General features: G+C 74.0%; 16 protein-coding genes. 9 read left to right on the top strand and 7 right to left on the bottom strand.

Annotation, left to right across the window (positions count from 1 at the left end):
* Window positions 1-95: 95 nt before the first annotated feature.
* From OG802_RS02855 to OG802_RS02840, 4 genes are all read left to right on the top strand, one after another.
* On the top strand, window positions 96-2219 hold the full coding sequence (locus tag OG802_RS02855; RefSeq protein ID WP_443055174.1) for a SpoIIE family protein phosphatase: 2124 nt from the start codon (window positions 96-98) through the stop codon (window positions 2217-2219).
* Between the two features lie 121 nt (window positions 2220-2340).
* Window positions 2341-2967, top strand: a complete 627-nt coding sequence (locus OG802_RS02850) for a class I SAM-dependent methyltransferase (protein WP_329406863.1) — start codon at window positions 2341-2343, stop codon at window positions 2965-2967.
* Between the two features lie 110 nt (window positions 2968-3077).
* Window positions 3078-3515 carry a glutaredoxin domain-containing protein gene (locus tag OG802_RS02845; RefSeq protein ID WP_329406861.1) on the top strand — a complete coding sequence of 146 codons (438 nt, stop codon included), beginning with the start codon at window positions 3078-3080 and terminating at the stop codon, window positions 3513-3515.
* 487 nt (window positions 3516-4002) lie between these two features.
* Window positions 4003-5187, top strand: a complete 1185-nt coding sequence (locus OG802_RS02840) for a type III polyketide synthase (protein WP_329406859.1) — start codon at window positions 4003-4005, stop codon at window positions 5185-5187.
* Between the two features lie 130 nt (window positions 5188-5317).
* On the opposite strand, the gene OG802_RS02835 is transcribed toward OG802_RS02840, so the two are convergent.
* The 3 genes from OG802_RS02835 to OG802_RS02825 all read right to left on the bottom strand — a co-directional run bounded on the left by OG802_RS02835 (window position 5318) and on the right by OG802_RS02825 (window position 11160).
* Entirely contained in the window at window positions 5318-7480 is a 2163-nt protein-coding gene (locus tag OG802_RS02835; protein ID WP_329406858.1) for an ATP-binding SpoIIE family protein phosphatase, read from the bottom strand.
* A gap of 346 nt (window positions 7481-7826) precedes the next feature.
* Window positions 7827-10241 (bottom strand): Orn/Lys/Arg decarboxylase N-terminal domain-containing protein, encoded by a 2415-nt coding sequence (locus OG802_RS02830; protein ID WP_329406856.1) that lies wholly within the window; start codon window positions 10239-10241, stop codon window positions 7827-7829.
* Between the two features lie 271 nt (window positions 10242-10512).
* Complete coding sequence (locus OG802_RS02825; RefSeq protein ID WP_329406854.1) at window positions 10513-11160, bottom strand: YceI family protein; 648 nt, start codon at window positions 11158-11160, stop codon at window positions 10513-10515.
* A 528-nt stretch (window positions 11161-11688) separates the two neighbouring features.
* Between OG802_RS02825 and OG802_RS02820 the strand changes: the two genes are divergently transcribed.
* The 3 genes from OG802_RS02820 (at window position 11689) to gndA (ending at window position 15977) form a co-directional block, all read left to right on the top strand.
* Entirely contained in the window at window positions 11689-13359 is a 1671-nt protein-coding gene (locus tag OG802_RS02820; protein WP_329406852.1) for a cellulase family glycosylhydrolase, read from the top strand.
* A 149-nt stretch (window positions 13360-13508) separates the two neighbouring features.
* Window positions 13509-14015: a MarR family winged helix-turn-helix transcriptional regulator gene (locus OG802_RS02815; RefSeq protein ID WP_329406850.1), complete on the top strand. Its 507-nt coding sequence runs from the start codon at window positions 13509-13511 to the stop codon at window positions 14013-14015.
* Window positions 14016-14537: 522 nt separating this feature from the next.
* Window positions 14538-15977 (top strand): NADP-dependent phosphogluconate dehydrogenase, encoded by a 1440-nt coding sequence (gene gndA / locus OG802_RS02810; protein WP_329406847.1) that lies wholly within the window; start codon window positions 14538-14540, stop codon window positions 15975-15977.
* A 145-nt stretch (window positions 15978-16122) separates the two neighbouring features.
* Here gndA and OG802_RS02805 read toward each other — a convergent pair whose 3' ends face one another.
* Both OG802_RS02805 and OG802_RS02800 read right to left on the bottom strand, forming a co-directional pair.
* Window positions 16123-17577 (bottom strand): glyceraldehyde-3-phosphate dehydrogenase, encoded by a 1455-nt coding sequence (locus tag OG802_RS02805; protein ID WP_329406844.1) that lies wholly within the window; start codon window positions 17575-17577, stop codon window positions 16123-16125.
* 211 nt (window positions 17578-17788) lie between these two features.
* Entirely contained in the window at window positions 17789-19249 is a 1461-nt protein-coding gene (locus OG802_RS02800; protein ID WP_329406842.1) for an MFS transporter, read from the bottom strand.
* 117 nt (window positions 19250-19366) lie between these two features.
* Between OG802_RS02800 and OG802_RS02795 the strand changes: the two genes are divergently transcribed.
* Both OG802_RS02795 and OG802_RS02790 read left to right on the top strand, forming a co-directional pair.
* A complete protein-coding gene (locus tag OG802_RS02795; protein ID WP_329406839.1) occupies window positions 19367-19984 on the top strand; it encodes a MerR family transcriptional regulator in 618 nt (205 codons plus the stop codon).
* 108 nt (window positions 19985-20092) lie between these two features.
* Entirely contained in the window at window positions 20093-20491 is a 399-nt protein-coding gene (locus OG802_RS02790) for an SseB family protein (protein ID WP_329406837.1), read from the top strand.
* Window positions 20492-20856: 365 nt separating this feature from the next.
* On the opposite strand, the gene OG802_RS02785 is transcribed toward OG802_RS02790, so the two are convergent.
* Together OG802_RS02785 and OG802_RS02780 are read right to left on the bottom strand one after the other, a co-directional pair.
* Window positions 20857-21249 carry a MarR family winged helix-turn-helix transcriptional regulator gene (locus OG802_RS02785; RefSeq protein ID WP_329406834.1) on the bottom strand — a complete coding sequence of 131 codons (393 nt, stop codon included), beginning with the start codon at window positions 21247-21249 and terminating at the stop codon, window positions 20857-20859.
* 76 nt (window positions 21250-21325) lie between these two features.
* The gene (locus tag OG802_RS02780) at window positions 21326-21676 is read right to left on the bottom strand and encodes a VOC family protein (protein WP_329406832.1); all 351 of its coding nucleotides are present in this window, start codon (window positions 21674-21676) and stop codon (window positions 21326-21328) included.
* Window positions 21677-21685: the final 9 nt, after the last annotated feature.

The following is a 21685-nucleotide window of genomic DNA, read 5'->3' as shown; positions in this document are numbered from 1 at the left end:
CGGCTGACGGCTGACGGCGCCGATGGTGTCGACGGTGCCGACGGCGGGGGAACGCCGTCGGCACCGTGCGCGGAGGAAGGTGAGAAGGTGGGAAGGTGACCGACGCCGCGTCCGCCGACCCGGCCGCGGGCTTCGGCCGCGAGGCGATGGAGTCGCTCGCGCTCGACTTCGCGAGCGAGAGCGGCGCCAGCGTGGTCGCGGTCTACCTGCTCGCGCCGGACGAACCCGTGCTTCAGCTGGCGCTGCTCAGCGGGCTGTCCTGGCGGATCGCCGTCCCCTGGGCGCGGGTGGCCCTCGACAGGCCGACCCCGATCGCCGACGCCGTACGGGAACGCCGGCTCGTGTGGATCGGCAGCGAGGAGGAACGGGCGCGCTCCTACCCGAGACTGGCGCTCGTCCTGCCCCACCCCTTCGCCCTGGCCGCCGCCCCCGTCACCACGGGTCCGGTCGTCTGGGGCGGCCTCGTGGTGCACTGGCCCGCCTCGCACCAGGCGGCCCTGAGCCCGCGGGAGCGGGACGCGGTGCACGACGTCGGCAACCGGCTGGGCGTGATCCTGCGGCAGGCCGCCGAGAGCGGACACCGGGTGCGGGCCGGGACCGAGCCGCGGCTCCTGCCCCCGAGGCCGGTCCGCACCGCGACGGACGCGGAGGCGCAGGCCGCGGTCGGCTTCGCCGAACGGCTTCCCGACGGCTGCTGCGCCCTCGACGTGGACGGACGGATCACGTTCATCACCACCGCCGCGGCCGGCCTCCTCGGTGTCGACGTCCCCGAGCTGCTGGGAGCCCGCCCCTGGGAGGCGCTGCCCTGGCTGGACATCCCCGTCGCCGAGGACCGCTACCGCTCGGCGGCGCTCAGCCGTGAGCCCACGTCGTTCACGGCCCGGCGTCCACCCGACCACTGGCTGTCCTTCCACCTGTACCCGGACGCCACCGGCATCAGCGTGCGCGTCGTCCCCGCCGAGGCGGCTCACACGGCGGATCCGCCACGGCTGGTCCACCCGGCGCCGCCCGTCGAACCGGGCCGGGCGACCGCCCTGTACGCCCTCACGCACGTGGCGGTCGCCCTCACCGAGGCCGTGGGCGTGTCCGACGTCGTCGAACGGGTCGCCGACCAGGTCCTCGCCGCGTTCGACGCTCGCGCTCTCGCCCTGATGACCGTGCAGGACGGGCGGCTGCGCATCGTCGGCCACCGCGGGTACGGGACCGGTTTCATGGAGCGCTTCGACGCCGTGCCCGTGACCTCCGACACCCCGGCCGTCCACGTGCTGACCACCGGCATCCCGTCGTTCTTCGCCGACTTCGCCGAGCTGAAACGGGCCCACCCCACAGCCGTCCTCCAGGACGGCATGGCCTCCTGGGCGTTCCTGCCGCTGATCACCACCGGCCGCCCCGTCGGCTCCATGGTGCTCGCCTACGACCGGCCCCACCCCTTCGCCCCGCAGGAACGATCCGTCCTGACCGCCCTGGCCGGACTGATCGCCCAGGCGCTGAGCCGCGCCCATCTCTACGACGCCGAGCACCACCTGGCCCGCAACCTCCAGGCCGGCCTGCTGCCGCACGCCCTGCCCCACGTCCCGGGCCTGGAGGTGGCGGCCCGTTACCTGCCCGCCGGCCACGGCACGGGCATCGGCGGCGACTTCTACGACTTCATCCGCCTCGACGACACCTCCGCCGCCGCGGCCATCGGCGACGTACAGGGCCACAACGTGCAGGCCGCCACCCTCATGGGGCAGGTCCGCACCGCCGTCCACGCCACCGCCGGCGCACCTCCCGGCGAGGTCCTCGGCCGCACCAACCGCCTCCTCACCGACCTCGACCCCGGCCTCTTCACCAGCTGCACCTACGTCGCCCTCGACACCGCCCGCCACCACGCCTGCCTGGCCACGGCGGGCCACCCCCCGCCCCTGCTGCGCCGCCCGGACGGCCGCACCGACGTCCTCCCGCTCACCCCCGGGCTGCTGCTCGGCATCGACCCCGCGGCCGACTACCCGGCCACCGAGGTCTCCCTGCCCCCCGGCACCGTGCTCGCGCTGTACACCGACGGGCTCGTCGAAGCGCCGGGAGTCGACCTCGAGGACGCCGTCCACGGCCTGGCCGACGCCCTGTCCCGAGCCGACACCGCGAGCCTGGAGGCCCTCGCCGACCACCTGGTCGAGCACACCCGACCGTCGGTTCCGCAGAGCGACGACATCGCACTGCTGCTCATCCGCGCGCTGTAGTCGGCGGGGCGGGAGGCAGAATGCGTGAGGGCGCGACCCGCAGCCCCGCCCCCGCCCTCGCCCTCTCCTGAACCACCCCGACCCGACCCGACCGACCTGACCACCGGAAGGTGCGCACACCATGAGCAGCCGACGCGACCGCTGGGCCGAACTGACCGGCGGACAGGACGGAGAGGCGTACGCCCGGCGGTTCGCGCGGCTGGCCGAGGCGGGCCACGACGTCCACGGCGAGGCCGCCTTCTGCCACGCGTTGCTGGAGCCCGCCGCCCGCGTCCTGGACGCCGGCTGCGGCACCGGACGCGTGGCGATCCGGCTCGCCGAGCTGGGCCACCACTGCACGGGCGTGGACCTCGACCACTCCATGCTCGCCGTCGCCCGGCGCGCAGCCCCCGGACAGACCTGGCTGCACGGCGACCTGACCCGCCTGGACGACCTCGGCCTCGACCCCGGGTTCGACCTCGTCCTCGCGGCGGGCAACGTCGTCCCCCTGCTGGCTCCCGGGACCGAGCCGGCCGTCGTGCGCGGACTCGCCGCCGTCCTGCGCCCCGGCGGACTGCTCGTCACCGGCATGGGACTGAACGCCGCTCATCTGCCCCTGCCGGAGCCGACGGTGACCCTGGCGGACTTCGACCACTGGTGCGCCGAGGCCGGGCTGACCCTGCGTCAGCGCTGCGCCACCTGGTCCGGCGAGCCCTACCGGCCGGGCGGCGGCTACGCGGTCAGCGTCCACGCCCGCCCGACCGCCTGACGCCCGCCTGACCGGTCGACGCCGCCTGACGGCTGCCGACCCTGCCCGCGAAAGCCGGGTGAGCGAGGTCGTCGCAGGTGCCATGCGCCCTGTGGGTAGCCTTCGTTGTCATGATGCGCGCCTGGATCCTGCCGGTACTGCTCCTGCTCTGCGGCTCGGTGGCGGCGGCCCGGACGGCGTCCGGCGGGAGCCCCGGCGTCGCCGTCGCGGTCCTGGCGGTGTTCCTGCTGCTCGCGGGCGTGAACTCACCGCTGGTCTTCCCGCGGTCGGTCGGCGCCCTGGAGGCGCGACGCCGCAGCGAGGCCGACGGCCGCCCGATCGTCTACTGGCGGCCCGGCTGCCAGTACTGCGTGCGGCTGCGCCTGCGCCTGGGCCGCACCGCCCGCCGGGCGCACTGGGTCGACATCTGGCGGGACCCGGCCGGAGCGGCGGAGGTGCGGGCGGCCAACGGAGGCGACGAAACCGTGCCGACGGTCGTCGTGGCGGGCCGGCCCCACACCAACCCCGACCCCGCCTGGGTCCGGGAACAGCTCTCCCGCGGCGCCTGACCAGCCCAGACCTGACCTGACCTGACCTGATCCAACCGCCCGGGCGCCCACCGGCGGCCCCGAGGCAGCCCTCCGGGGACGGCGGGCCGCCGTACGCCGGGGGACCGGAGCCGCGGCCCGGCGCCGGGCGACACCCACGACCGGTGGAACCCCCTGCCCTGCACGCCCCGCCCCCTCGCGACCCGGACCGCCGGGACGCGGCGGCGGGGGGCCGCACCGCTCCGTTCGACCTGACGATCCGTCAGGCCGTCGTGCGCATCCGTGCCGCGGTCCGTTGCTCCGGCGGTGTGTGCGGTATCACCCCATTCCGATCCAGCCCAAGTTGTGTGCGTCACAGCGGAAATGTCCCTTTGGCGGCCATGCTCGACACGCGACGCGGACAACGGCTCCCGGACAGGAGCCCGTCGCCATGGGCGTGCGCCGGTGAAGCGGCCCATGGCGCCGTCCTCGTGACGTCCTCCCCCTTCCCCTGGAAAGGTGCCCCAGCATGGCCGCTTACCTCTGCCCCCCTGCCGTGATACACGGTGAGCACGCCGTGGAGACCAGCCAGATCGTGGCGGAGGTGCGCGACCGGCACCCGCATGCGCCGTGGGCGCCGCGCGTCGACGGCATCGCACAGAGCACCGGCATCGGCAGCCGGGGCTGGATGCTGCCGCTGGAGACCGCCGTCGCCCCCGGCAGCGGCGGCGGGCTCGGCGCGGTCGGCGCCGCTCCCGTCCAAGAGGCGCTGGCCCGCGACGGGTTCGCCCAGCAGGACGTGGACCGCGTGATCGCCGCTCTGGAGGCGATACCCGCGCCGCAGACCGTCCAGGAGCGCACCGCCCCGGCCTGGGAGGCCGTGCAGGCCTACGGGGAGCGCGCGGCGCGCGGGGCCCTTCAGATCGCCGGCCTGGACGCCGCGGACGTCGACTGCCTGATCACCAGTCACTCCACCACCCCGGCCCTGCCGGGACTGGACCTCGCCCTGTCCAACCGGCTCGGACTGCGCGGCGACGCGATGCTGCTGCCGGCCACCCAGTGGGCGTGCGTCGCGGGAACCCGCTCCCTGGCCCTCGCGGCGGACCTCGTGGCCGCGGATCCCGACCGGGTGGTCCTGGTCGTGATCTCGGAGGCGCTCAGCACGACCTACCAGCCCGCGGACGACACCCTGGAGTCCCTGATCGTCCGGCTGCTCTTCGCGGACACCGCGGTCGCCGCGGTGGTCACCGGCCGTCAGAAGCGCGAGTCGGTGCTGCGGCTGGACGCCGCCTGGCACCACACGCTGCCCGGCACCCAGGACCTGCACCGCCTGGAAACGCGGGCGGACGGCGCCCACTTCGTGATGGACCGGCGCGGACCGCGCGCCGTGCAGGAGACGGTCACCGCGATGTGGGAGTGGCTGCGCCTGCGCTACCAGGACGACCCCGGCTCCTGGCACCCCGACGTCCTGCTCGCGCACCCCGGCGGCACCCGCGTGCTGGAGTACATGGAGCAGACGATGCCCGACACCTGGCCCGCCGGGCTGCTGAAGTACAGCCGGGACAGCTACACGAGCGGCAACCGCGGCGGCGCGGCCGTGTTCGACATCCTGAGGCGGGCGCACGACGCCGGGCAGAAGCCGGGCGACCACGCCGTCCTGTACGCGGCGGCGCCGGGCCTCACCGCCACCGCCCTGGCGGGGGAGTGGCTGTGACCCGCCCCCACTCCCGAGCCGCCCGAGCCGCTTGAGCCGCGCGTGCCGGTTGAGCCGCCTGCGCCCCTCGCATCACTGACCCCGCCCGAGCCGGCCACGCCCCTCCGCGCACGGCCGGCGCCGGGAACGGTCATCCCGGCACCTCCGCCCACACCACCTTGCCGGTGTCCGTCCACCGCACGCCCCACCGGGTGGTGAGCCGGTGCACGACGTGCAGGCCGCGCCCGCCGTCGTCGAGCAGGCCGCCCGCGCTCAGGCGCGGCCTGCCGTTGCCGGTGTCGCCCACCTCGCACAGCAGCCCGTGCCCCGCCCTGATCAGCCGGACCGTGACCGGGCCGGAGGAATGGCGCACCGCGTTGGTGACCAGCTCGCTGACCAGCAGCGGCACGTCGTCCCGGGTCTCGGCCCGGGTGCGCCACTGCCGCAGCACCGCCTTCACGTGCGCGCGGGCGCGGGCCGGAGCGTCGTCGCGCGCGGGCAGCCGCCAGGTCGCGGTGTCGCCCTTGCGGTAGCCGATCATGCGCGCGAGCAGCAGCGTCACGTCGTCGCGCTGACGCGCGGGCGCCAGCGCCGAGACGACATGCCGCGCCGCCTGTTGCAGGGCGTCCCACGGGTGCACCGCGGACACGACCTCCGCCAGCCTGCCGATGCCCTCGTCGATGGGCAGCGCGGGATCCTCCACCAGACCGTCGGTGTACAGGGCGAGCAGGGAACCCGGCGGCGCGGCGAACGTGTGCACGTCGAACGGCTCCCGCAGCGCGAACTCGGTGCCCAGCCCGGGGTGCGGACGCAGGGCGAGCGGACTCGCGTCGCCGTCCGGGAGCACCAGGACCGGGGGGAGGTGGCCGGCGCTGGAGAGCGTCACCTGATGGCTGACCGGGTCGTAGAGGGCGATGCAGCAGGTGGAGCCGAGCGCGCTGTATCCGGCGGCCAGCCCGGACTCCGCGTCGTCCAGCAGCGTGACGGTCTCGTCCAGGTGCTCCAGCACCTCGTCGGGGGCCAGCCCCGCCGAGAGCAGCGCCCGTGCCTCCATGCTCAGCTGGCCCATGGTCGCCGCGGCTCCCAGGCCGTGCCCGACGACGTCGCCCACCACCAGCGCGGTCCGGCCGTCCGGCAGCGGGAAGCTGTTCACCCAGTCGCCGCCGACGCCCGCGCTGTCGGGGGTGGCGGGCTGGTAGACGCTGGCGATGTCGATCGTGTGGCCGCCCGTCCTGGGCAGCAGCCGGCGCTGGAGCGCGAGCACCTGCGTGTGCTCGCGCTGGTGCTGGCGTGCCAGGTCGACGTGGTGCGCGGTCCTCGCCACCAGTTCCTGGAGGTCGAACAGGTCACTGTCGTGGAAGGGCCGGTCGGCCCGCCGCCAGACCTCCGCCACGCCCAGCACGACGGGCGGCTCGCCGTCCAGGACCAGGGGGATGCAGGCCACGCTCGCCGAGCGGTCGCCGGGCACCAGGGCACGGATCACGCGCGGACTGCCGAGCAGCCGCTCCACCGACTCGCGGTCCGGGATGACGATGGCCTGCGGGGCGTCGTTGCGCCGTACCGCCTGCGCCAGCAGACGGCTCGCGTCGTTCGGAAGGTCGCCGCCCGGAGTCACGTACCCCTCGGGCCACGCCCGATCCGGGACCAGGGCCGCCCGCCGCAGCCGGATGCGTCCCTTCGCCCGCTCGGTGACCCCTTCGCCCGTCCACACGGCGAAGTCGAGGTCGACGGCGGCCACGTCCCCCCAGGCCAGCAGGGACTCGGCCAGTGACTGGGCGGTCTCGCCGATGTCCAGCGAGGTGCCGATCGCGGTCTCCGCCGCGTACAGGTGCAGCCGCCTGGCCATGGCGATCAGGGAGACGGTCAGCCCCTCCTGCGGGGCGGCGGCGGGCAGGATGCTCATCGAGACGACCAGCTCCGAGCCGTCGCCGCGCCGCAGCCGCTGGATCCGGGCGACGTGCGCCTCGCCGATCTCCAGGACCTGCCGCAAGCGCCTGGTCACCGTCGGCACGTCCCCCGGGGGCAGCAGCTCGGCGAAGGGCCGGCCGGGGGCCGCGTCGAGGCCCGCGAACACGGCGGCGTCCAGATTGCTGCGGGTGATCCGCAGCTCCCGGTCCAGGTTGACCACGCCGAGGATCTGGTCCTGACGGTCGGCCACCGGGTCCTCGGGCGCCGGCCCACCCGGCGCCCGCTGCGCCCGCGCGTCCTCACGGCCGGCGGCCGCCGCCGGTCCGCCGCCCGGGACGTAGCGTCCCAGAGCGCTGCTGACCAGGTCGAACGGCGACGAGGACGGGGAGGAGGGCGTGGAGTCCATGCGGCTCTCTCAGCAGTCCCCGGCACAGCACCGGGGCTCGTTACTCGGACCCGTGCGTCGGGACCCCGAGATCCCTGGCGCACACCCCATTGAATAACACGGGGGGTCGCACCGCCCACACCAGCGACCTCGGCGCCCCGGCCCCACGCCCGCGAACCCCGGCCGTGCCTGCGGATCCCGGCGGAAGGGTTCCCGGCTCCGTGCGCGAGGCGTCACGACGGGGCCGGCCGGGCTCCCCGCGACGCGGCGCGGGGACCCCGGCGCCTCACCGTGCCGGGCGCGAGCCGGACCCAAGGGCGGCTGCACCCCTCCCCGCCGGGGCGTGCGGCCACGCCCCCGCCGGGCCTCAGCTCCCGGCGGGGGCGGGGTCCTCGTGCGGGTGACCGCGCTGGGCCGGCGCCGCCGCCCGGCGTCCCGCCGCGTCCGGGGCCGGGCCCGTCGTGTCGTCCGCCGCCGGGCGCAGGCACTCGATCAGGTAGTCGCCCGTGTCCGGATCGACCGTGACGCCGTGCGTCTCGCTGCGGAAGCCGGGGAAACGCCGGTCGAAGGACTCCAGGGCGCCCAGATAGCGCAGCAGCGGGCCGTCCGGGCCGCCGACGCCCTCGCCGGGCATGAGGACGGGGATGCCGGGCGGGGTGACCGTGACCATGGCGGCCGCCACCTGCCCGGCCGCCTCGGCCAGCCGCACCCGGTGCGTGCCTCCCCGCACCAGCCGCTGGTAGCACAGCTGCGGCGGGGCGACCGGTTCCGGCAGCTCTTGGAACGCGGTGTCCAGCAGGTCGACGAGGCGCGCCGCACGCAGATGGTCGTGCATGTCCTGGCACAGCGCGCGCAGGGTCAGACCGGCGTAGCGCCGCGGGTGCTCGGCCACCAGCGCGGGCAGCACCCGGTCGAGGCGGGCGTCCTCGTCGTACAGGGCCTTGAAGTCCATCAGCGCGTCGAGGAGCGTCCCCCACTTGCCCTTGGTGATGCCCATCGAGAACAGCACGAGCGTGGTGTAGCTGTCGGTCTTCTCCACGACGATGTTCCGCGTGGCCAGATAGGCGGTGAGCACCCGTGCCGGGATGCCCCACGCGGCCGTCCGCCCGGTCGCGTCGATGCCCGGGCACGTCACCGTGACCTTGACCGGGTCGAGCATGCAGTAGCCGTCGGCGAGTCCGGGGAACCCGTGCCAGTCGGCACCGGGCTCCAGCTGCCAGCACGACGGCTCGGTGCGCAGCAGGTCGGCGGGGGCGTCCTCGAACGGCAGCCGCGCACCGGTGCCCGGGTCGGTGACCGCCTCGGGCTGCCACACGCCGAAGAACCACGGCGGGCGGTCGCCGGCCTCCTCGACACGGCGCCGGACGCGGACCATCTCCTGCCGGAAGCGGACCGCCTCGGTCACCGCCTCGTCGAGGAGCCAGCGCCCCTGCGGCCCGTCCATCATCGCGGTCGCCACGTCCAGGGAGGCGATCATGGGGTAGAGCGGGGACGTGGTGCCGTGCATCATCAACGCCTCGTTGAACCGGTCGTGTTCGACGGGCGCCCGGGGAGCGGGCCGCACATGGACCATGGCGCTCTGCGACAGCGCGGCCAGCAGCTTGTGCGTGGACTGCGTCGAGAACACCGTCGGCCGGTCCGGACCGGGGAAGGAGTCCTCGTCCACCGACATGCCGTACCGGCCCGCGTACAGCGGATGGAAGCGGGCGTAGGCGAACCAGGCCTCGTCGAAGTGCACCCGGGGCGTGCTCGCGGCGAGTGCTCGGGCCGCCGCCGAGGCGTCGTAACACAGGCCGTCGTAGGTGGAGTTGGTGAAGACGGCGTACTGGGCGCGCGGTGACAGGGCCTGCTCGGTCAGCGGGTTCGCCGCGATCCGGGCGGCGACCGCGTCGGGCGCCAGCTCCGCGGGAGGCAGCGGCCCGGCCAGTCCGTAGCCGTTGCGGGTCGGGACGAGGTACACCGGCCGCGCGCCCGACACGACGAGCCCGTGCAGCACCGACTTGTGGCAGTTGCGGTCCACCAGCGCGATCTCGTCACGGGTGACGCTGAAGTGGCCGACCACGCGGTTGCAGGTGGAGTCCCCGTGCAGCACGAAGTACGTGAGGTCGGCGCCGAACACCCGCGCGGCGTTGCGCTCCGCCTCGCCGATCGGACCGGTGTGCTCGAACAGCGAGCCGAGTTCGCCCACCGAGATCGACAGGTCGCTGCGCAGCAGGCGTTCCCCGAAGTAGTCGTGGAAGGCCCGGCCCGCGGGCGACTTCAGCAGGGCGACGCCGCCGGAGTGGGCCGGCGTGTGCCACGAGTACTCGTGCGCGTCGTCGAAGCGGCGCAGGGCGCGGAAGAACGGCGGCAGGACGGCTTCCCGGTAGGCGCGGGCGGCGGTGGCGATCCGGCCAGCGATGAAGGCGGGCGTGTCCTCCAGCGGCCACACGTACCCCACGACCGACTCCGACACCCACAGCGGCAGCTCGGTGACGCCGTCGCCGGTCATGACCAGGAAGACCGGCAGGTCACGGAAGCGCCGGCCGAGCGCGCGCAGCACCCCGGCCCCGCCGGGCCCCTCCCCGCCGGCGTCGTGGTCCGGCAGCTCCCAGGCGATCAGCGCGGCCGTCAGGCCCGCCTCGGTCCGCAGCACCGCCTGCGCGTCGGCGGCGTCGACCGCCCACCTGACGTCGAACCCCTGGTGCTCGACGGCGTCCCGGATGCGCACCAGCTGCCGGGCGACCGCGCCCTCGTCCCGGGGGTGCTCCGGCACCGCGATCAGGAACCTGCTGTCCGACATGGGCCTCCCTCGTCCCGGCGGCAGCGCGCCGCCCCGGCAAGTCTCCGAGGGGAGCGGACCGCGGCAGCGGCCGCCCGGCCGCAAACCACCCCTGAGACGGAAAGGGAGGCGGCCGCGGCTGACGAAGCCCGAAGCAACAGGCGGGCCCGAAGGAACAGGCGAAGCCCACGGGCCCCACGGGACAGGCGGAGCCGACAGGCCCGGCAGGACGGGCGAATCCGACGGGGCCGGGGCCAGACGGACTCGGCAGGACGGGCGCAGCCGGCGGGGCTCAGTCGGCGGCGGGCGTGCGGATCGCCGCGATGTCGAACTGCAGACGCACCTTCTCGCTCACCATCGCACCGCCCTCGGCCAGCCGGGCGTTGTAGGTGAGTCCCCACTCGGAACGGTCGATCGTGGTGGTGCCGTCGAAACCGGCGCGTTCGTAGCCGAACGGGTCGACGACATGGCCGATGTAGGTGAGTTCGAGAACCACCGGACGAGTGGCGTTCCTGATGGTGAGGTCGCCGGTCATGCGGTAGACGTCCGGGCCGGCGAGTTCCACGGCGGTGCTCGTGAAACGCATCTGCGGATAGTTCGCGGCGTCCAGGAAGTCACGGCCGGTCAGATGGGCGTCGCGCTGCTCCACACCGGTGTCGACGCTCGCCGTGGCCAGCGCGATCTCGGCCCGTGAGCGGGAGGGGTCGCGCCCGTCGAACCAGAGGCGGCTGCGGTACTCGGTGAAGGCCCCGCGCACCGTCGTGACCAGGGCGTGCCGCACGGAGAAGCCGATGCGGCTGTGCGCGGGGTCGATCATCCACTCGCCGGACAGCGCCGCCAGGGCGGGGTCCGGCGAGAAGCCGGGCGTGTCGACGGCGGGGTGCGGAGCGACAGGGGGCGCCTGACGTCGGACGGACGCGCCGCGGGTGAACAGGTTCATGGTGAACCTGGTTACTGCACGGCGGATACCGTCGCAAGCCGTCCCCGTCGGAGGCGACGGACCGAATCCGTACCGAAGGGCCTATAGGCAGGCACCGCGCGGCCTCCGGATACAACACCCACACATCGCCGTCACCGGAACACCAACGCGAAGCGGTGCACGCGGACCTGACGACGTGACTCGCGGGACGCGCCTGACCGACGTCCGAGGGGCCCCGCTCGGCTCCCTCCGCGCCCGCCCCGTCCGTGCCCGCCGGTCCGCGCCCGCCGGTCCGCGCCCGCCCTGCGCGCCGTTCCTGCGCGACATCTTGACGTGTACTCGACGCAATGGCTTCATGGGAGCGCTCCCACATGCACGTCCGTCCCCAACCCTTCCCCCCACCGTCGCCTGGGTCCCTGGGCCTCACTTCCTGGAGTCGCAGTGAGAACGCCGAGAAGCACGTCCCCACGCACGACCGGAAGCGCAACGAGCAGCACGGCGAGCACGAGCAGCACTGCGAGCACGGCGGTCGGCAGCGCGGGCGCAGGCGTGAGCGCCTTGCCCGCGGGTCGCGCGGGCCTGCCCCTGGGCACGCTGCTGACCAGGCTGGCGGCCCTTCTCGGCCTGGTCCTCGTCGGCGCGCTGTGCCCGTCCGTCGCCCACGCGCAGACCCGCTCGCCCGAGGCCCAGGCCGCCGGTCTCCACATCAGCGGCGGCCGCCTGGTGGAGCGCAACGGGAACGACTTCGTGATGCGCGGCGTCAACCACGCCCACACCTGGTACCCGGGCCGGACGCAGCAGTCGCTGGCCGACATCAAGGCGATGGGCGCCAACGCCGTGCGCGTGGTCCTCGCCGACGGCCACCGCTGGAGCGCCAACAGTCCCTCCGACGTCGCGAACGTCATCGCCCAGTGCAAGGCGAACCGGCTCATCTGCGTCCTGGAGGTGCACGACACCACCGGCTACGGCGAGGACAGCGCGGCCGGGACGCTCGACCAGGCGGCCGACTACTGGATCGGCCTCAAGGACGTCCTGGCCGGCCAGGAGGACTACATCATCGTCAACATCGGCAACGAGCCGTGGGGCAACACCGATCCGGCGGGCTGGACGGCGCCCACGACCGCCGCGGTCAAGAAGCTGCGGGCCGCCGGACTCCAGCACACGATCATGGTGGACGCCCCCAACTGGGGCCAGGACTGGCAGGGCGTGATGAAGGCCAACGCCCGGTCGGTGTACGACGCCGACGCCACCGGCAACCTGATCTTCTCGATCCACATGTACAGCGTCTTCGACACGGCGGCGGAGGTCACCGACTACCTCGACACCTTCGTCGACGCCGGACTGCCGCTCCTGATAGGCGAGTTCGGCGGCCCCGCCGACCAGTACGGGGACCCCGACGAGGACACCATGATGGCCGCCGCCCAGCGGTTGGGGCTCGGCTACCTGGCCTGGTCGTGGAGCGGAAACACCGACCCGATCCTCGACCTGACGCTCGACTTCGATCCCGCCCGGCTCAGTTCGTGGGGCAAGCGCATCTTCAACGGCGTCGACGGCATCGCCCAGACCGCGAAGGAGGCCACCGTCTTCGGCGGCGGAACGCCGGGTGACACCCACGCCCCCACCGCCCCCGGCGCCCCGGTCGCCTCCGCGGTGACGGCGACGTCGGCCACCCTGTCCTGGGCCGCCGCCACCGACGACGTCGGCGTCGCCGGCTACGACGTCGTGCGGGTCGACGGGACCACCGAGACCGGCGTCGCCGCGTCGACCGCCACCACGGCCACCGTGACCGGCCTGACGGCGAACACGGCGTACACCTTCGCCGTCTACGCCCGGGACGCCGCCGGCAACCGCTCCGCCCGCTCGGCCGCCGTCGCCGTCACGACCGCGAGCGCGCCCGCCGTGGCCTGCTCCGTCGGCTACCGCGTGGTGGGGGAGTGGCCGGGCGGCTTCCAGGCGGAGATCACCCTGCGCAACACCGGCGCGGCCCCGATCAGCGGCTGGCGGCTCGGCTTCGTCTTCGCGAACGGCCAGAGCGTGGCCAGCATGTGGGGCGGGACCGCCGCCCAGAGCGGCGGCTCGGTGACCGTGACCCCCGCCGCCTACACCTCCACCGTCCCCGCCGGCGGCTCGGTCACCGTCGGATTCATCGGCGGCAAGGGCGCGACCAACACCGCGCCGACCGCGTTCACCCTGAACGGCGGGGCGTGCGCCACGGTCTGACGGGCCGCACCACGGACCGGCGGCCGGCCGGGGCGCCGTAGCCCCGCCCGGCCACCGGACCGGCAGGCCCTGCCGGCGGTCGGCGTGAGGCGTTCGCCGCCTCCGCCGGTCGACGGTCCGCCCCGCCGGGCACGCCGTACTGTGTGGCCATGTCCACGACGCCCCGCTGGCTCAACGCCGACGAACGACGAGCCTGGCTGGCCTACGTCGAGTTCTCCACGCTGCTCGGGGACCACCTCAACCGCCAGCTGCGGCGCGACGCCGGGATGACGCACGCCGACTACAGCCTGCTGGCCTACCTCTCGATGGCGCCCGACGGCACCCTCGGGATGTCGGACCTCGCCGAGCGTCTGAAGATCACCCGCAGCCGGCTCACCCATGCCGTGAACCGGCTGCGCGAGGCGGGGCTCGTCGACCGCCGGGTGGACCCCGCCGACGGCCGTGGACAGCTCGCCTTCCTCACCGACCGGGGCAGGGAGCTGCTGGAGGAGGTGGCCCCCGGTCACGTCGAGGCGGTGCGACGGGCGGTGTTCGACGTCCTCACGCCGGAACAGGTGCGTCAGTTCGCCGAGATCGGCGAGGCGATCAGCCAGGCCCTGCACCGGGCCGAGAGCACCGAGACCGACCCGGCCGCACTGCCCTGGCGCCGCCGGTAGCGGCCCCGGCGCGGCCGGGACGCGGACGGCGCCGGGCTCGGCCCCGGCCGCCGATCGGCTGATCGGCTGATCGCCGGGATCCGCCGGGACCCCGGCGCGTGATCGGCCGGAATCCCGCACTCCGGTGGGCGGGCGGCAGTCAGGCGGCCGTGTTCCGGCGGGGACCGGCCGGCTGTCGTCCGGAGATCAGTCGGGGCTCAACCGGGGACCGGCAGGGGAACGGACGGGATCCGGCGGTGGGTTCCGGGCGGCGGCCGTCCGGGCCAGGTGGGCGGGTGGCGGGCAGGCGGCCGTGTTCCGGCGGGGACCGGCCGGCCGTCGTCCGGGCGTCGGCCGGAGATCGGTCCGAGGTCGGCCGGAGATCGGTCGGGGCCCCACCGGGGAGCGGCGGGCGACGAGCCCGGGATCCCGTTCGCGATGATTCGGCGCGGAATCGAGAAGAACCGGCCGTCGGTCCGTACCTGGGGGTACCGGGGGCCGCCCGCCCCTCCGACCGCGCCATCGATCCAAGGGACGTACCTCGTGAACGCAACCGCCGCCATCGGCGTCACCGGCCTCGGCGTGATGGGCCGCAACCTCGCGCGCAACTTCGCCCGCAACGGCTACACCGTCGCCGTCCACAACCGCAGCGCCGGTCGCACCCGTGCGCTCGTCGAGGAGTTCGGCCACGAGGGCGCCTTCGTCCCCGCCGAGTCGGCGGCCGACTTCGTGGCGGCTCTGGAACGCCCCCGGCGGCTGATGATCATGGTGCAGGCGGGCGAGGTCACGGACGCGGTCATCGAGGAGTTCGCCCCGCTCCTGGAGCCCGGCGACATGATCATCGACGGCGGCAACGCCCACTACGCCGACACCCGCCGCCGCGAGGAGGCCCTGCGCGAGCGCGGCCTGCACTTCGTCGGCGCCGGCGTCTCCGGCGGCGAGGAGGGCGCGCTCAACGGGCCCGCCGTCATGGTCGGCGGCTCCCCCGAGTCGTACGACGTCCTCGGCCCGATGTTCGAGTCCATCAGCGCGAAGGTCGACGGCGAGCCCTGCGCCACCCACATCGGCACCGACGGCGCCGGGCACTTCGTCAAGATGGTGCACAACGGCATCGAGTACGCCGACATGCAGCTCATCGCCGAGGCGTACGACCTGCTCCGCCAGGTCGCCGGGTACAGCCCTGCCGAGATCGCCGGCGTCTTCCGCACCTGGAACGAGGGCCGGCTCGGCTCCTACCTCATCGAGATCACCGCCGAGGTGCTCGCCCACACCGACGCCGGCACCGGACGGCCCTTCGTGGACGTCGTCGTCGACGCCGCCGGTCAGAAGGGCACCGGCCGCTGGACCGTACAGACCGCCCTGGACCTCGGCTCGCCGGTCACGGCCATCGCGCAGGCCACCTTCGCCCGCGCCGCCTCCGGCCAGCGCGAACTGCGCGCCGCCTACGCCGGACTCCCCGGCGGCACCACGCCCCCGCTCAGCCGCACCGAGGCCTCGCGCTTCACCTCGCAGGTCGAGCACGCCCTCTACGCCTCGAAGGTCATCGCCTACGACCAGGGCTGGAAGATGATCCAGGACGCGGCCGCCGAGTTCGGCTGGAAGATCGACCTGGGGGCGGTCGCCCGGATCTGGCGCGGCGGCTGCATCATCCGCGCCTCGTTCCTGGACCGTATCCGCGCCGCGTACGCGGCCGACCCGAAGCTGGTCAGCCTGCTCGGCGAGATGGAGTTCGCCATGGAGATCACCGACGCGCAGGTGCCGTGGCGGGAGACCGTGGCGTCGGCCGCCCGCCGAGGCATCCCCGTGCCGGCCTTCTCCGCCGCGCTCGCCCACTACGACACCCTGCGCTCGGAGCGGCTCCCGGCGGCCCTGCTCCAGGGCCAGCGCGACTACTTCGGCGCCCACACCTACGGCCGCACCGACCGTCCCGGCGCGTTCCACACCCACTGGGCCGAGTCCGGCCGCCCGGAGACGTCCGCCTGACGCGTCCGTCCGCCCGGCGCGGGCCCGCGACCGGCGGGGGCCTCCGTCGGGCGGGAGCCGTGGCGGCGGGGGCGGGGACGCGAAACGGCGGGGGCGGACACTCGTGGAGTGCCCGCCCCCGCCGTCCGGTACCGGCCGGAGCCGGTCAGGCGCTCGTCGCGGGGTACGTCGGGTACTCGACGCCCGAGACGTGCTGGACGACGCGGACGACCTGGCAGGAGTAGCCGAACTCGTTGTCGTACCAGAGGTAGAGGATCGCGTTGTCGCCGTCGACCTTGGTGGCGCCGGCGTCGATGATCGAGGCGTGGCGCGAGCCGATGAAGTCCATCGACACCGCGTCCGGCGCCGTGGTGAAGTCGATCTGACGGCGCAGCGGCGAGGTCAGCGAGATGCCGCGCAGGTATTCGAGGACCTCCTCGCGGTCGGACTCGCGGCCGAGCCGCAGGCTCAGGATCGCGATCGAGACGTCCGGCACCGGCACCCGGATCGAGCTGCCGGTGATGGGCGCCTTGAGCTCGGGCAGCGCCTTGGCGACCGCGGACGCGGCGCCGGTCTCGGTGATGACCATGTTCAGCGGCGCCGAACGCCCGCGCCGGTCGGCCTTGTGGTAGTTGTCCAGCAGGTTCTGGTCGTTGGTGAACGAGTGGACCGTCTCCACGTGGCCGCGCAGCACGCCGTACTCGTCGTTCATCGCCTTCAGCGGCGGCACGATCGCGTTGGTGGTGCAGGAGGCGCAGGACAGGATCTGCTCGTCCGGCTTGATCGTGTCGTGGTTGACGCCGTGCACGATGTTCGGCACGTCGCCCTTGCCGGGCGCGGTCAGCACCACCTTGTCGATGCCGGGCCGCAGGTGCTGCGAGAGTCCCTCGCGGTCGCGCCACTTGCCGGTGTTGTCGATCAGGATGGCGTTGTCGATGCCGTACGCCGTGTAGTCGATCTCGGACGGGTCGTCGGCGTAGACGACCGTGATCTCGTTGCCGTTGGCGATGATGCGGTTGCTGGCCTCGTCGACCGTGATGGTGCCCTGGAACTGGCCGTGCACGGAGTCGCGGCGCAGCAGGGAGGCCCGCTTGACGAGATCGTCGGCGGCCCGGGCCCCGCCGCCGCGCACCACGATGGCGCGCAGCCGCAGACCGTTGCCGGAGCCGGACTTCTCGATGAGCAGCCGGGCGACGAGCCGGCCGATGCGGCCGAAGCCGTACAGCACGACGTCGCGCGGCTCGCGGCGGTCGATCTTGCCGGCGCCGGTGGCGCCCGCGACGGCCTCGGCGGTGAAGTCGAGCACCGACAGGCCGCGGTCGTCGGCGCGGTGGCTCTCGGCGAGGATGCCGATGTCGATCTGGGCCGGACCGAGGTCCAGAGTGGTGAGGGCCTCCAGGAACGGCAGCGTCTCGGTGACCGAGAGCTCCTCGCCCGCGATCTGCCGGGCGAACCGGTGGGTCTTGAGGATGCTGACCACCGACTTGTTCACCAGGGAGCGGCTGTGCAGCAGGACGGTCACGTCCCGCTCGCGGTGCAGCTTCCCGATCATCGGGATCATCGACTCCGCGATCTCCTCGCGGTTCTTCCAGTCAGTGAACGAATCGTCGTTGAGCGTCACGGGCCTATCTTTCGAGCTAGGTGGCGCTCATATGCTAACCCTACGGATTTTCGATCATTCCAGCGGCCCCGCGCTCAGGTGTGCGGGGGAGTGCGAGGGTGCGCACGCGGGCTTGCGAGGGAGCGCGGGGCGGGCCGAGGAGCGGGGCCACGGGGGAGCCGGAGCGGGCGCCGGCCGTCCCCCGTGGCGGGCGCCGGCCGCCTGCCGCCGGTCAGGGGGCGTCGGGGCTGTCCGGCGAGTGGTCCACGGGCTGCTGCCGGCGCGGGATGCCCAGGGCGCACAGGGCGCCGGCGAACACCACCGCGACCCCGACCCACACCGCGGGGTGCAGCCCGTCGACGAACTGCCGGGGGCCCAGCGTGCTGCCGTGGGCCACGAACACGGTGCTCAGCACGGCGATGCCGAGGGCGCCGCCGATCTCGCGGACCGTGCTGTTGGCGCCGGACGCCTTGCCCGCGTGCTCCCTGGCGACCGAGCCGAGCACCACCGCCGCCGTCGGCGCGAACACGAAGCCCATGCCGACACCGGCCACGATCATCGGCCCGACCAGGGCCGAGTACGCCGTGTCGACGTCGGCCACGAGGTTGATCCAGCCCAGGCCGACGCCCTGGAGGAACAGGCCGAGGGCCATCAGCCGACCGCCGCCCACCCGGTCGGTCAGCATTCCGGCGACGGGGGCGACGAACATCGGCATCAGCGTCCAGGCCAGGGTCCGCACACCGGCCTCCAGCGGGGTGCGCGCGGGCACGATCTGCAGGTACTGGGCCAGCAGGAACAGCGAGCCGAAGACACCGAAGTACATGGTCGCCGAGACGATGTTGGTGAGCGTGAAGGACCGCGCCCGGTAGAACGACAGCGGCAGCATCGGCTCGGGCGTCCGCGCCTCCCGGGCGACGAACCCGGCCAGCAGCGCCGCGCCCGCCGTGAACCCGCCCAGCACCCTCACCGACGTCCAGCCGTCGGGCTCGCCGTGCACGATCGCCCACACCACCGCGCACAGACCGGCCGCGGCGAGCACCATGCCGACCAGGTCGAGCCGGACGCCGGGCAGGGAACTCTCCCGCAGGGCGAACAGCACCAGCGGGATCGCGATCACGCACACCGGCACGTTGATCCAGAAGATCCAGCGCCAGTCCAGGCCGTCGACGACCGCGCCGCCGACCACCGGCCCCATCGCCACGGCCAGACCGCTGATCCCGGACCACACGCCCAGCGCCATGCCGCGCAGCCGGTCCGGCACGGCCTGCGCCAGCAGGGTCAGCGACAGCGGCATCACGGCCGCCGCGCCGAAGCCCTGGACCGTGCGGAACGCGATCAGCTGGGCGCTGGTGTCGGCGAGACCGCAGCCGGCGGAGGCCAGGGTGAACACCGCGATGCCCGCGACGAAGACCCGCCGCCGCCCGAACCGGTCGCCGAGCGCCGCGCCGGTCATGAGCAGACAGGCGAAGCTCAGCACGTACGCGTTGACGAACCACTGCAGTTCCTGGGTGTCCGCCTCCAGGTCGACGGCCAGGGTGTGCAGGGCCGTCGAGACCACGAGGTTGTCGAGCGCGACCATGAACATCGGCACGCTCGCGGCGACGACGGCGAGCCACAGGGGTGTGCGGCGGCGTTCGGACGGCGGGGCGGCGGCCGGTCCGCCGAGGACCGGGCTTCTCTCGGACGGCGTCATGACGGTGCCTTCTCTCGGGCGGCGCATGGGAAGATTGGATACCTCTACTCTCCAAGTTGGAGAGTAGAGGTATCCAATGGCCGTCGCAAGACCGAACACCGAACCGGAGCCGACCGCATGCGCATCTCCGAACTGAGCCGCCGCAGCGGCGTGTCCGTGACGACGATCAAGTACTACCTGCGCGAGGGGCTGCTCCCGCCGGGCCGTCAGACCTCCGCCACCCAGGCCGAGTACGACGACCAGCACCTGCACCGGCTCCGGCTGATCCGTGCGCTGACGGGCGTGCGCGGTCTGTCGGTCGGCGCCGCCCGGGAGGTGCTCGACGCCCTCACGGAGCACGCCTGCGACACCCACCGCGTGCTGGGGGTGGCCCTGGGATCCGTGCGGGTGGGCGGCGCACCCGCCGAAGGGTCCGCGGAGGCGGCCGAGGTCGCCGAACTCGTCGACGAGCTGGGCTGGCGCGTGCACGAGACCGCGCCCGCCCGCACGGTCCTCGCCGAGACCCTGAGCAGTCTTCGCGCCCTCGGCGTCCCGCTCGACCGGCACGCCCTCCTGCCGTACGCGCGCCTCGCCGAGCGCACCGCGGTCCTCGATCTCGACCAGCTCGACGGACTCGACGACCCCCTGGAAGCCGCCGAGCGCGCCCTGCTGCTGACCGTCCTCCTCGAACCCGCGCTGATGGCGCTCAGGCGCCTGGCCCAGGAGAACGAGTCGGCCCGCCGTCACATGCCGTGACACCCGGCGCCGGAGCGTCCCCGGGCGCACCGGCCCGCCCCCGGCCGGGGGATTGAGTCCCGCACGGTCGGGTACGCGAGGCCGGACCGCCGCTACCAGGGAGCTTCCATGGAGACACCCGCGCACGACCGCTCGAACAATCCCGCCGCGCTCGCGCTGGACGCGCTGGCCCGGGACACCGAGGACACCGCCGCACTGGACACACTCGCGCACAGCGACGTGCTCGTGCCGGTGCCCGAGGACGCCACCGACGAGGACGTCACCGACCCGACCACGGTCGCCCTGCCGGTCCTGGAACAGCCCGGAGGCGCTCCGGTGGTGCCGGTGTTCACCTCCGAACCGGAGATGGCCGACCTGCTGCCGGAGATCGACCGCTACCGGCTGGTGCCCCTCGCCGCGCTCGCCGCGCAGTGGCCGACCGGCGAACTCTCGCTCTCGATCGACGGGGCCGGCGACCACCCGCTGACGCTGACCTCCGAAGGGGTGCGCACCCTGCTCGTCCGCTGAGGCGACGGCGGGCGAGCCCGTCCGGCGTCAACCGCCCGCCTCGCCCCGGCCCCGCTCACCGCGCCCGTCGCGGCCTACGTTGTCCCGACGGCCGTCACCGCCGGGCGGGGCGTGACGCGGCAGGCGCGCCGACGGTCACCGGCGCACATCGGGGCGAGCGCCGTCCCGGCGACGTCTGCTGAGCGCAGAGCGCCGTCCCGACGACGTCCGCCCAGCGCCGTCCGCCCGCGGCGGTCCCGGAGTCTTGCGCCAGGACTCGTACGCCAGGAGCCGTGCGCCAGGAGTCATGCGCCCGGAATCGTGAGCCGCGAGTCGTGAGCCCGGAGCATGCCGGGCGCCACCGGCCGCCGAACGGAACGCCGGGATCAGGACCCCGTCAGCATCCGCTCCAGCACCTGCCGCTGGAGCGGCAGCACCTCGGCGTGCAGGTCACGGCCCTTGGAGGTGAGGGTGACGTACACCCCGCGGCGGTCCTCCACGCAGACGGACCGCTCCACCAGGCCTTCCTTCTCCAGACGGCCGATCAGCCGGGACAACGCGCTCTGGCTGAGATGCACGCGGCCGACGAGGTTCTGCACCCGGCACTGGTCGCCGTCCCGGGGCGTCTCGGAGGCGAGGATGTCGAGCACCTCGAAGTCGCTCGCGCCGAGACCGTGCGGATGCAGTGCCCGGTCGATCTCGCACATCGTGCGCGCGTGCACCGACAGGATGTCCCGCCACCGCTCCTCGAGGCCGGCCCCGGCCGTTTTCGCTGCCATACCCGCACGGTACACCGATCGGGCTATTCATTGACGGTGCAACTAGTGCGGGTGCAAGCAGTCGGCGCGACCGTGCTCAGGCGACCGGGTCCTGGATCAGGCCCACCAGGTTGCCGTCCGCGTCCTTCACGAAGGCGATGAGCCGGCCGCCGCCCACGTCCTGGGCGTCCTGGAGCAGCTCCGCGCCCGCAGCGAGCAGCGCCGCGAGCCGCCCGCGCAGGTCCGTGACGTGCCAGTACGGCACCGGCCCGGTCATGCCCTTGGCGTGCCCGCTGGGGTCGAGGCCGACGTCCTGCCCGGCGGCCTTGAAACCGACGTAGTAGGGCTCGTCGGCGTACGGCTCGACCTCCAGCAGCGCGCTGAACAGGGCCTTCGCCCGGTCGATGTCCTTGACGGGGTAGATGATGGTCTGCAGGCCGGCGGTCATGGCGTTCTC

This window comes from Streptomyces sp. NBC_00704 (assembly GCF_036226605.1).
GTDB lineage: Bacteria > Actinomycetota > Actinomycetes > Streptomycetales > Streptomycetaceae > Streptomyces.
The sequence above is the reverse complement of the archived record's forward strand: the minus strand, read 5'-3'. Positions and strand labels throughout refer to the sequence as shown.

Bases quoted from the DNA above. Each gene is read 5' to 3' on its own strand.
- OG802_RS02825 (WP_329406854.1), bottom strand. From the start codon at position 11,160: ATGAACCTGTTCACCCGCGGCGCGTCCGTCCGACGTCAGGCGCCCCCT.
- OG802_RS02795 (WP_329406839.1), top strand. From the start codon at position 19,367: ATGCGCATCTCCGAACTGAGCCGCCGCAGCGGCGTGTCCGTGACGACG.
- OG802_RS02800 (WP_329406842.1), bottom strand. From the start codon at position 19,249: ATGACGCCGTCCGAGAGAAGCCCGGTCCTCGGCGGACCGGCCGCCGCC.
- OG802_RS02835 (WP_329406858.1), bottom strand. From the start codon at position 7,480: ATGGACTCCACGCCCTCCTCCCCGTCCTCGTCGCCGTTCGACCTGGTC.
- OG802_RS02850 (WP_329406863.1), top strand. From the start codon at position 2,341: ATGAGCAGCCGACGCGACCGCTGGGCCGAACTGACCGGCGGACAGGAC.
- OG802_RS02840 (WP_329406859.1), top strand. From the start codon at position 4,003: ATGGCCGCTTACCTCTGCCCCCCTGCCGTGATACACGGTGAGCACGCC.
- OG802_RS02830 (WP_329406856.1), bottom strand. From the start codon at position 10,241: ATGTCGGACAGCAGGTTCCTGATCGCGGTGCCGGAGCACCCCCGGGAC.
- OG802_RS02815 (WP_329406850.1), top strand. From the start codon at position 13,509: ATGTCCACGACGCCCCGCTGGCTCAACGCCGACGAACGACGAGCCTGG.
- OG802_RS02785 (WP_329406834.1), bottom strand. From the start codon at position 21,249: ATGGCAGCGAAAACGGCCGGGGCCGGCCTCGAGGAGCGGTGGCGGGAC.
- OG802_RS02780 (WP_329406832.1), bottom strand. From the start codon at position 21,676: ATGACCGCCGGCCTGCAGACCATCATCTACCCCGTCAAGGACATCGAC.
- OG802_RS02790 (WP_329406837.1), top strand. From the start codon at position 20,093: ATGGAGACACCCGCGCACGACCGCTCGAACAATCCCGCCGCGCTCGCG.
- OG802_RS02845 (WP_329406861.1), top strand. From the start codon at position 3,078: ATGATGCGCGCCTGGATCCTGCCGGTACTGCTCCTGCTCTGCGGCTCG.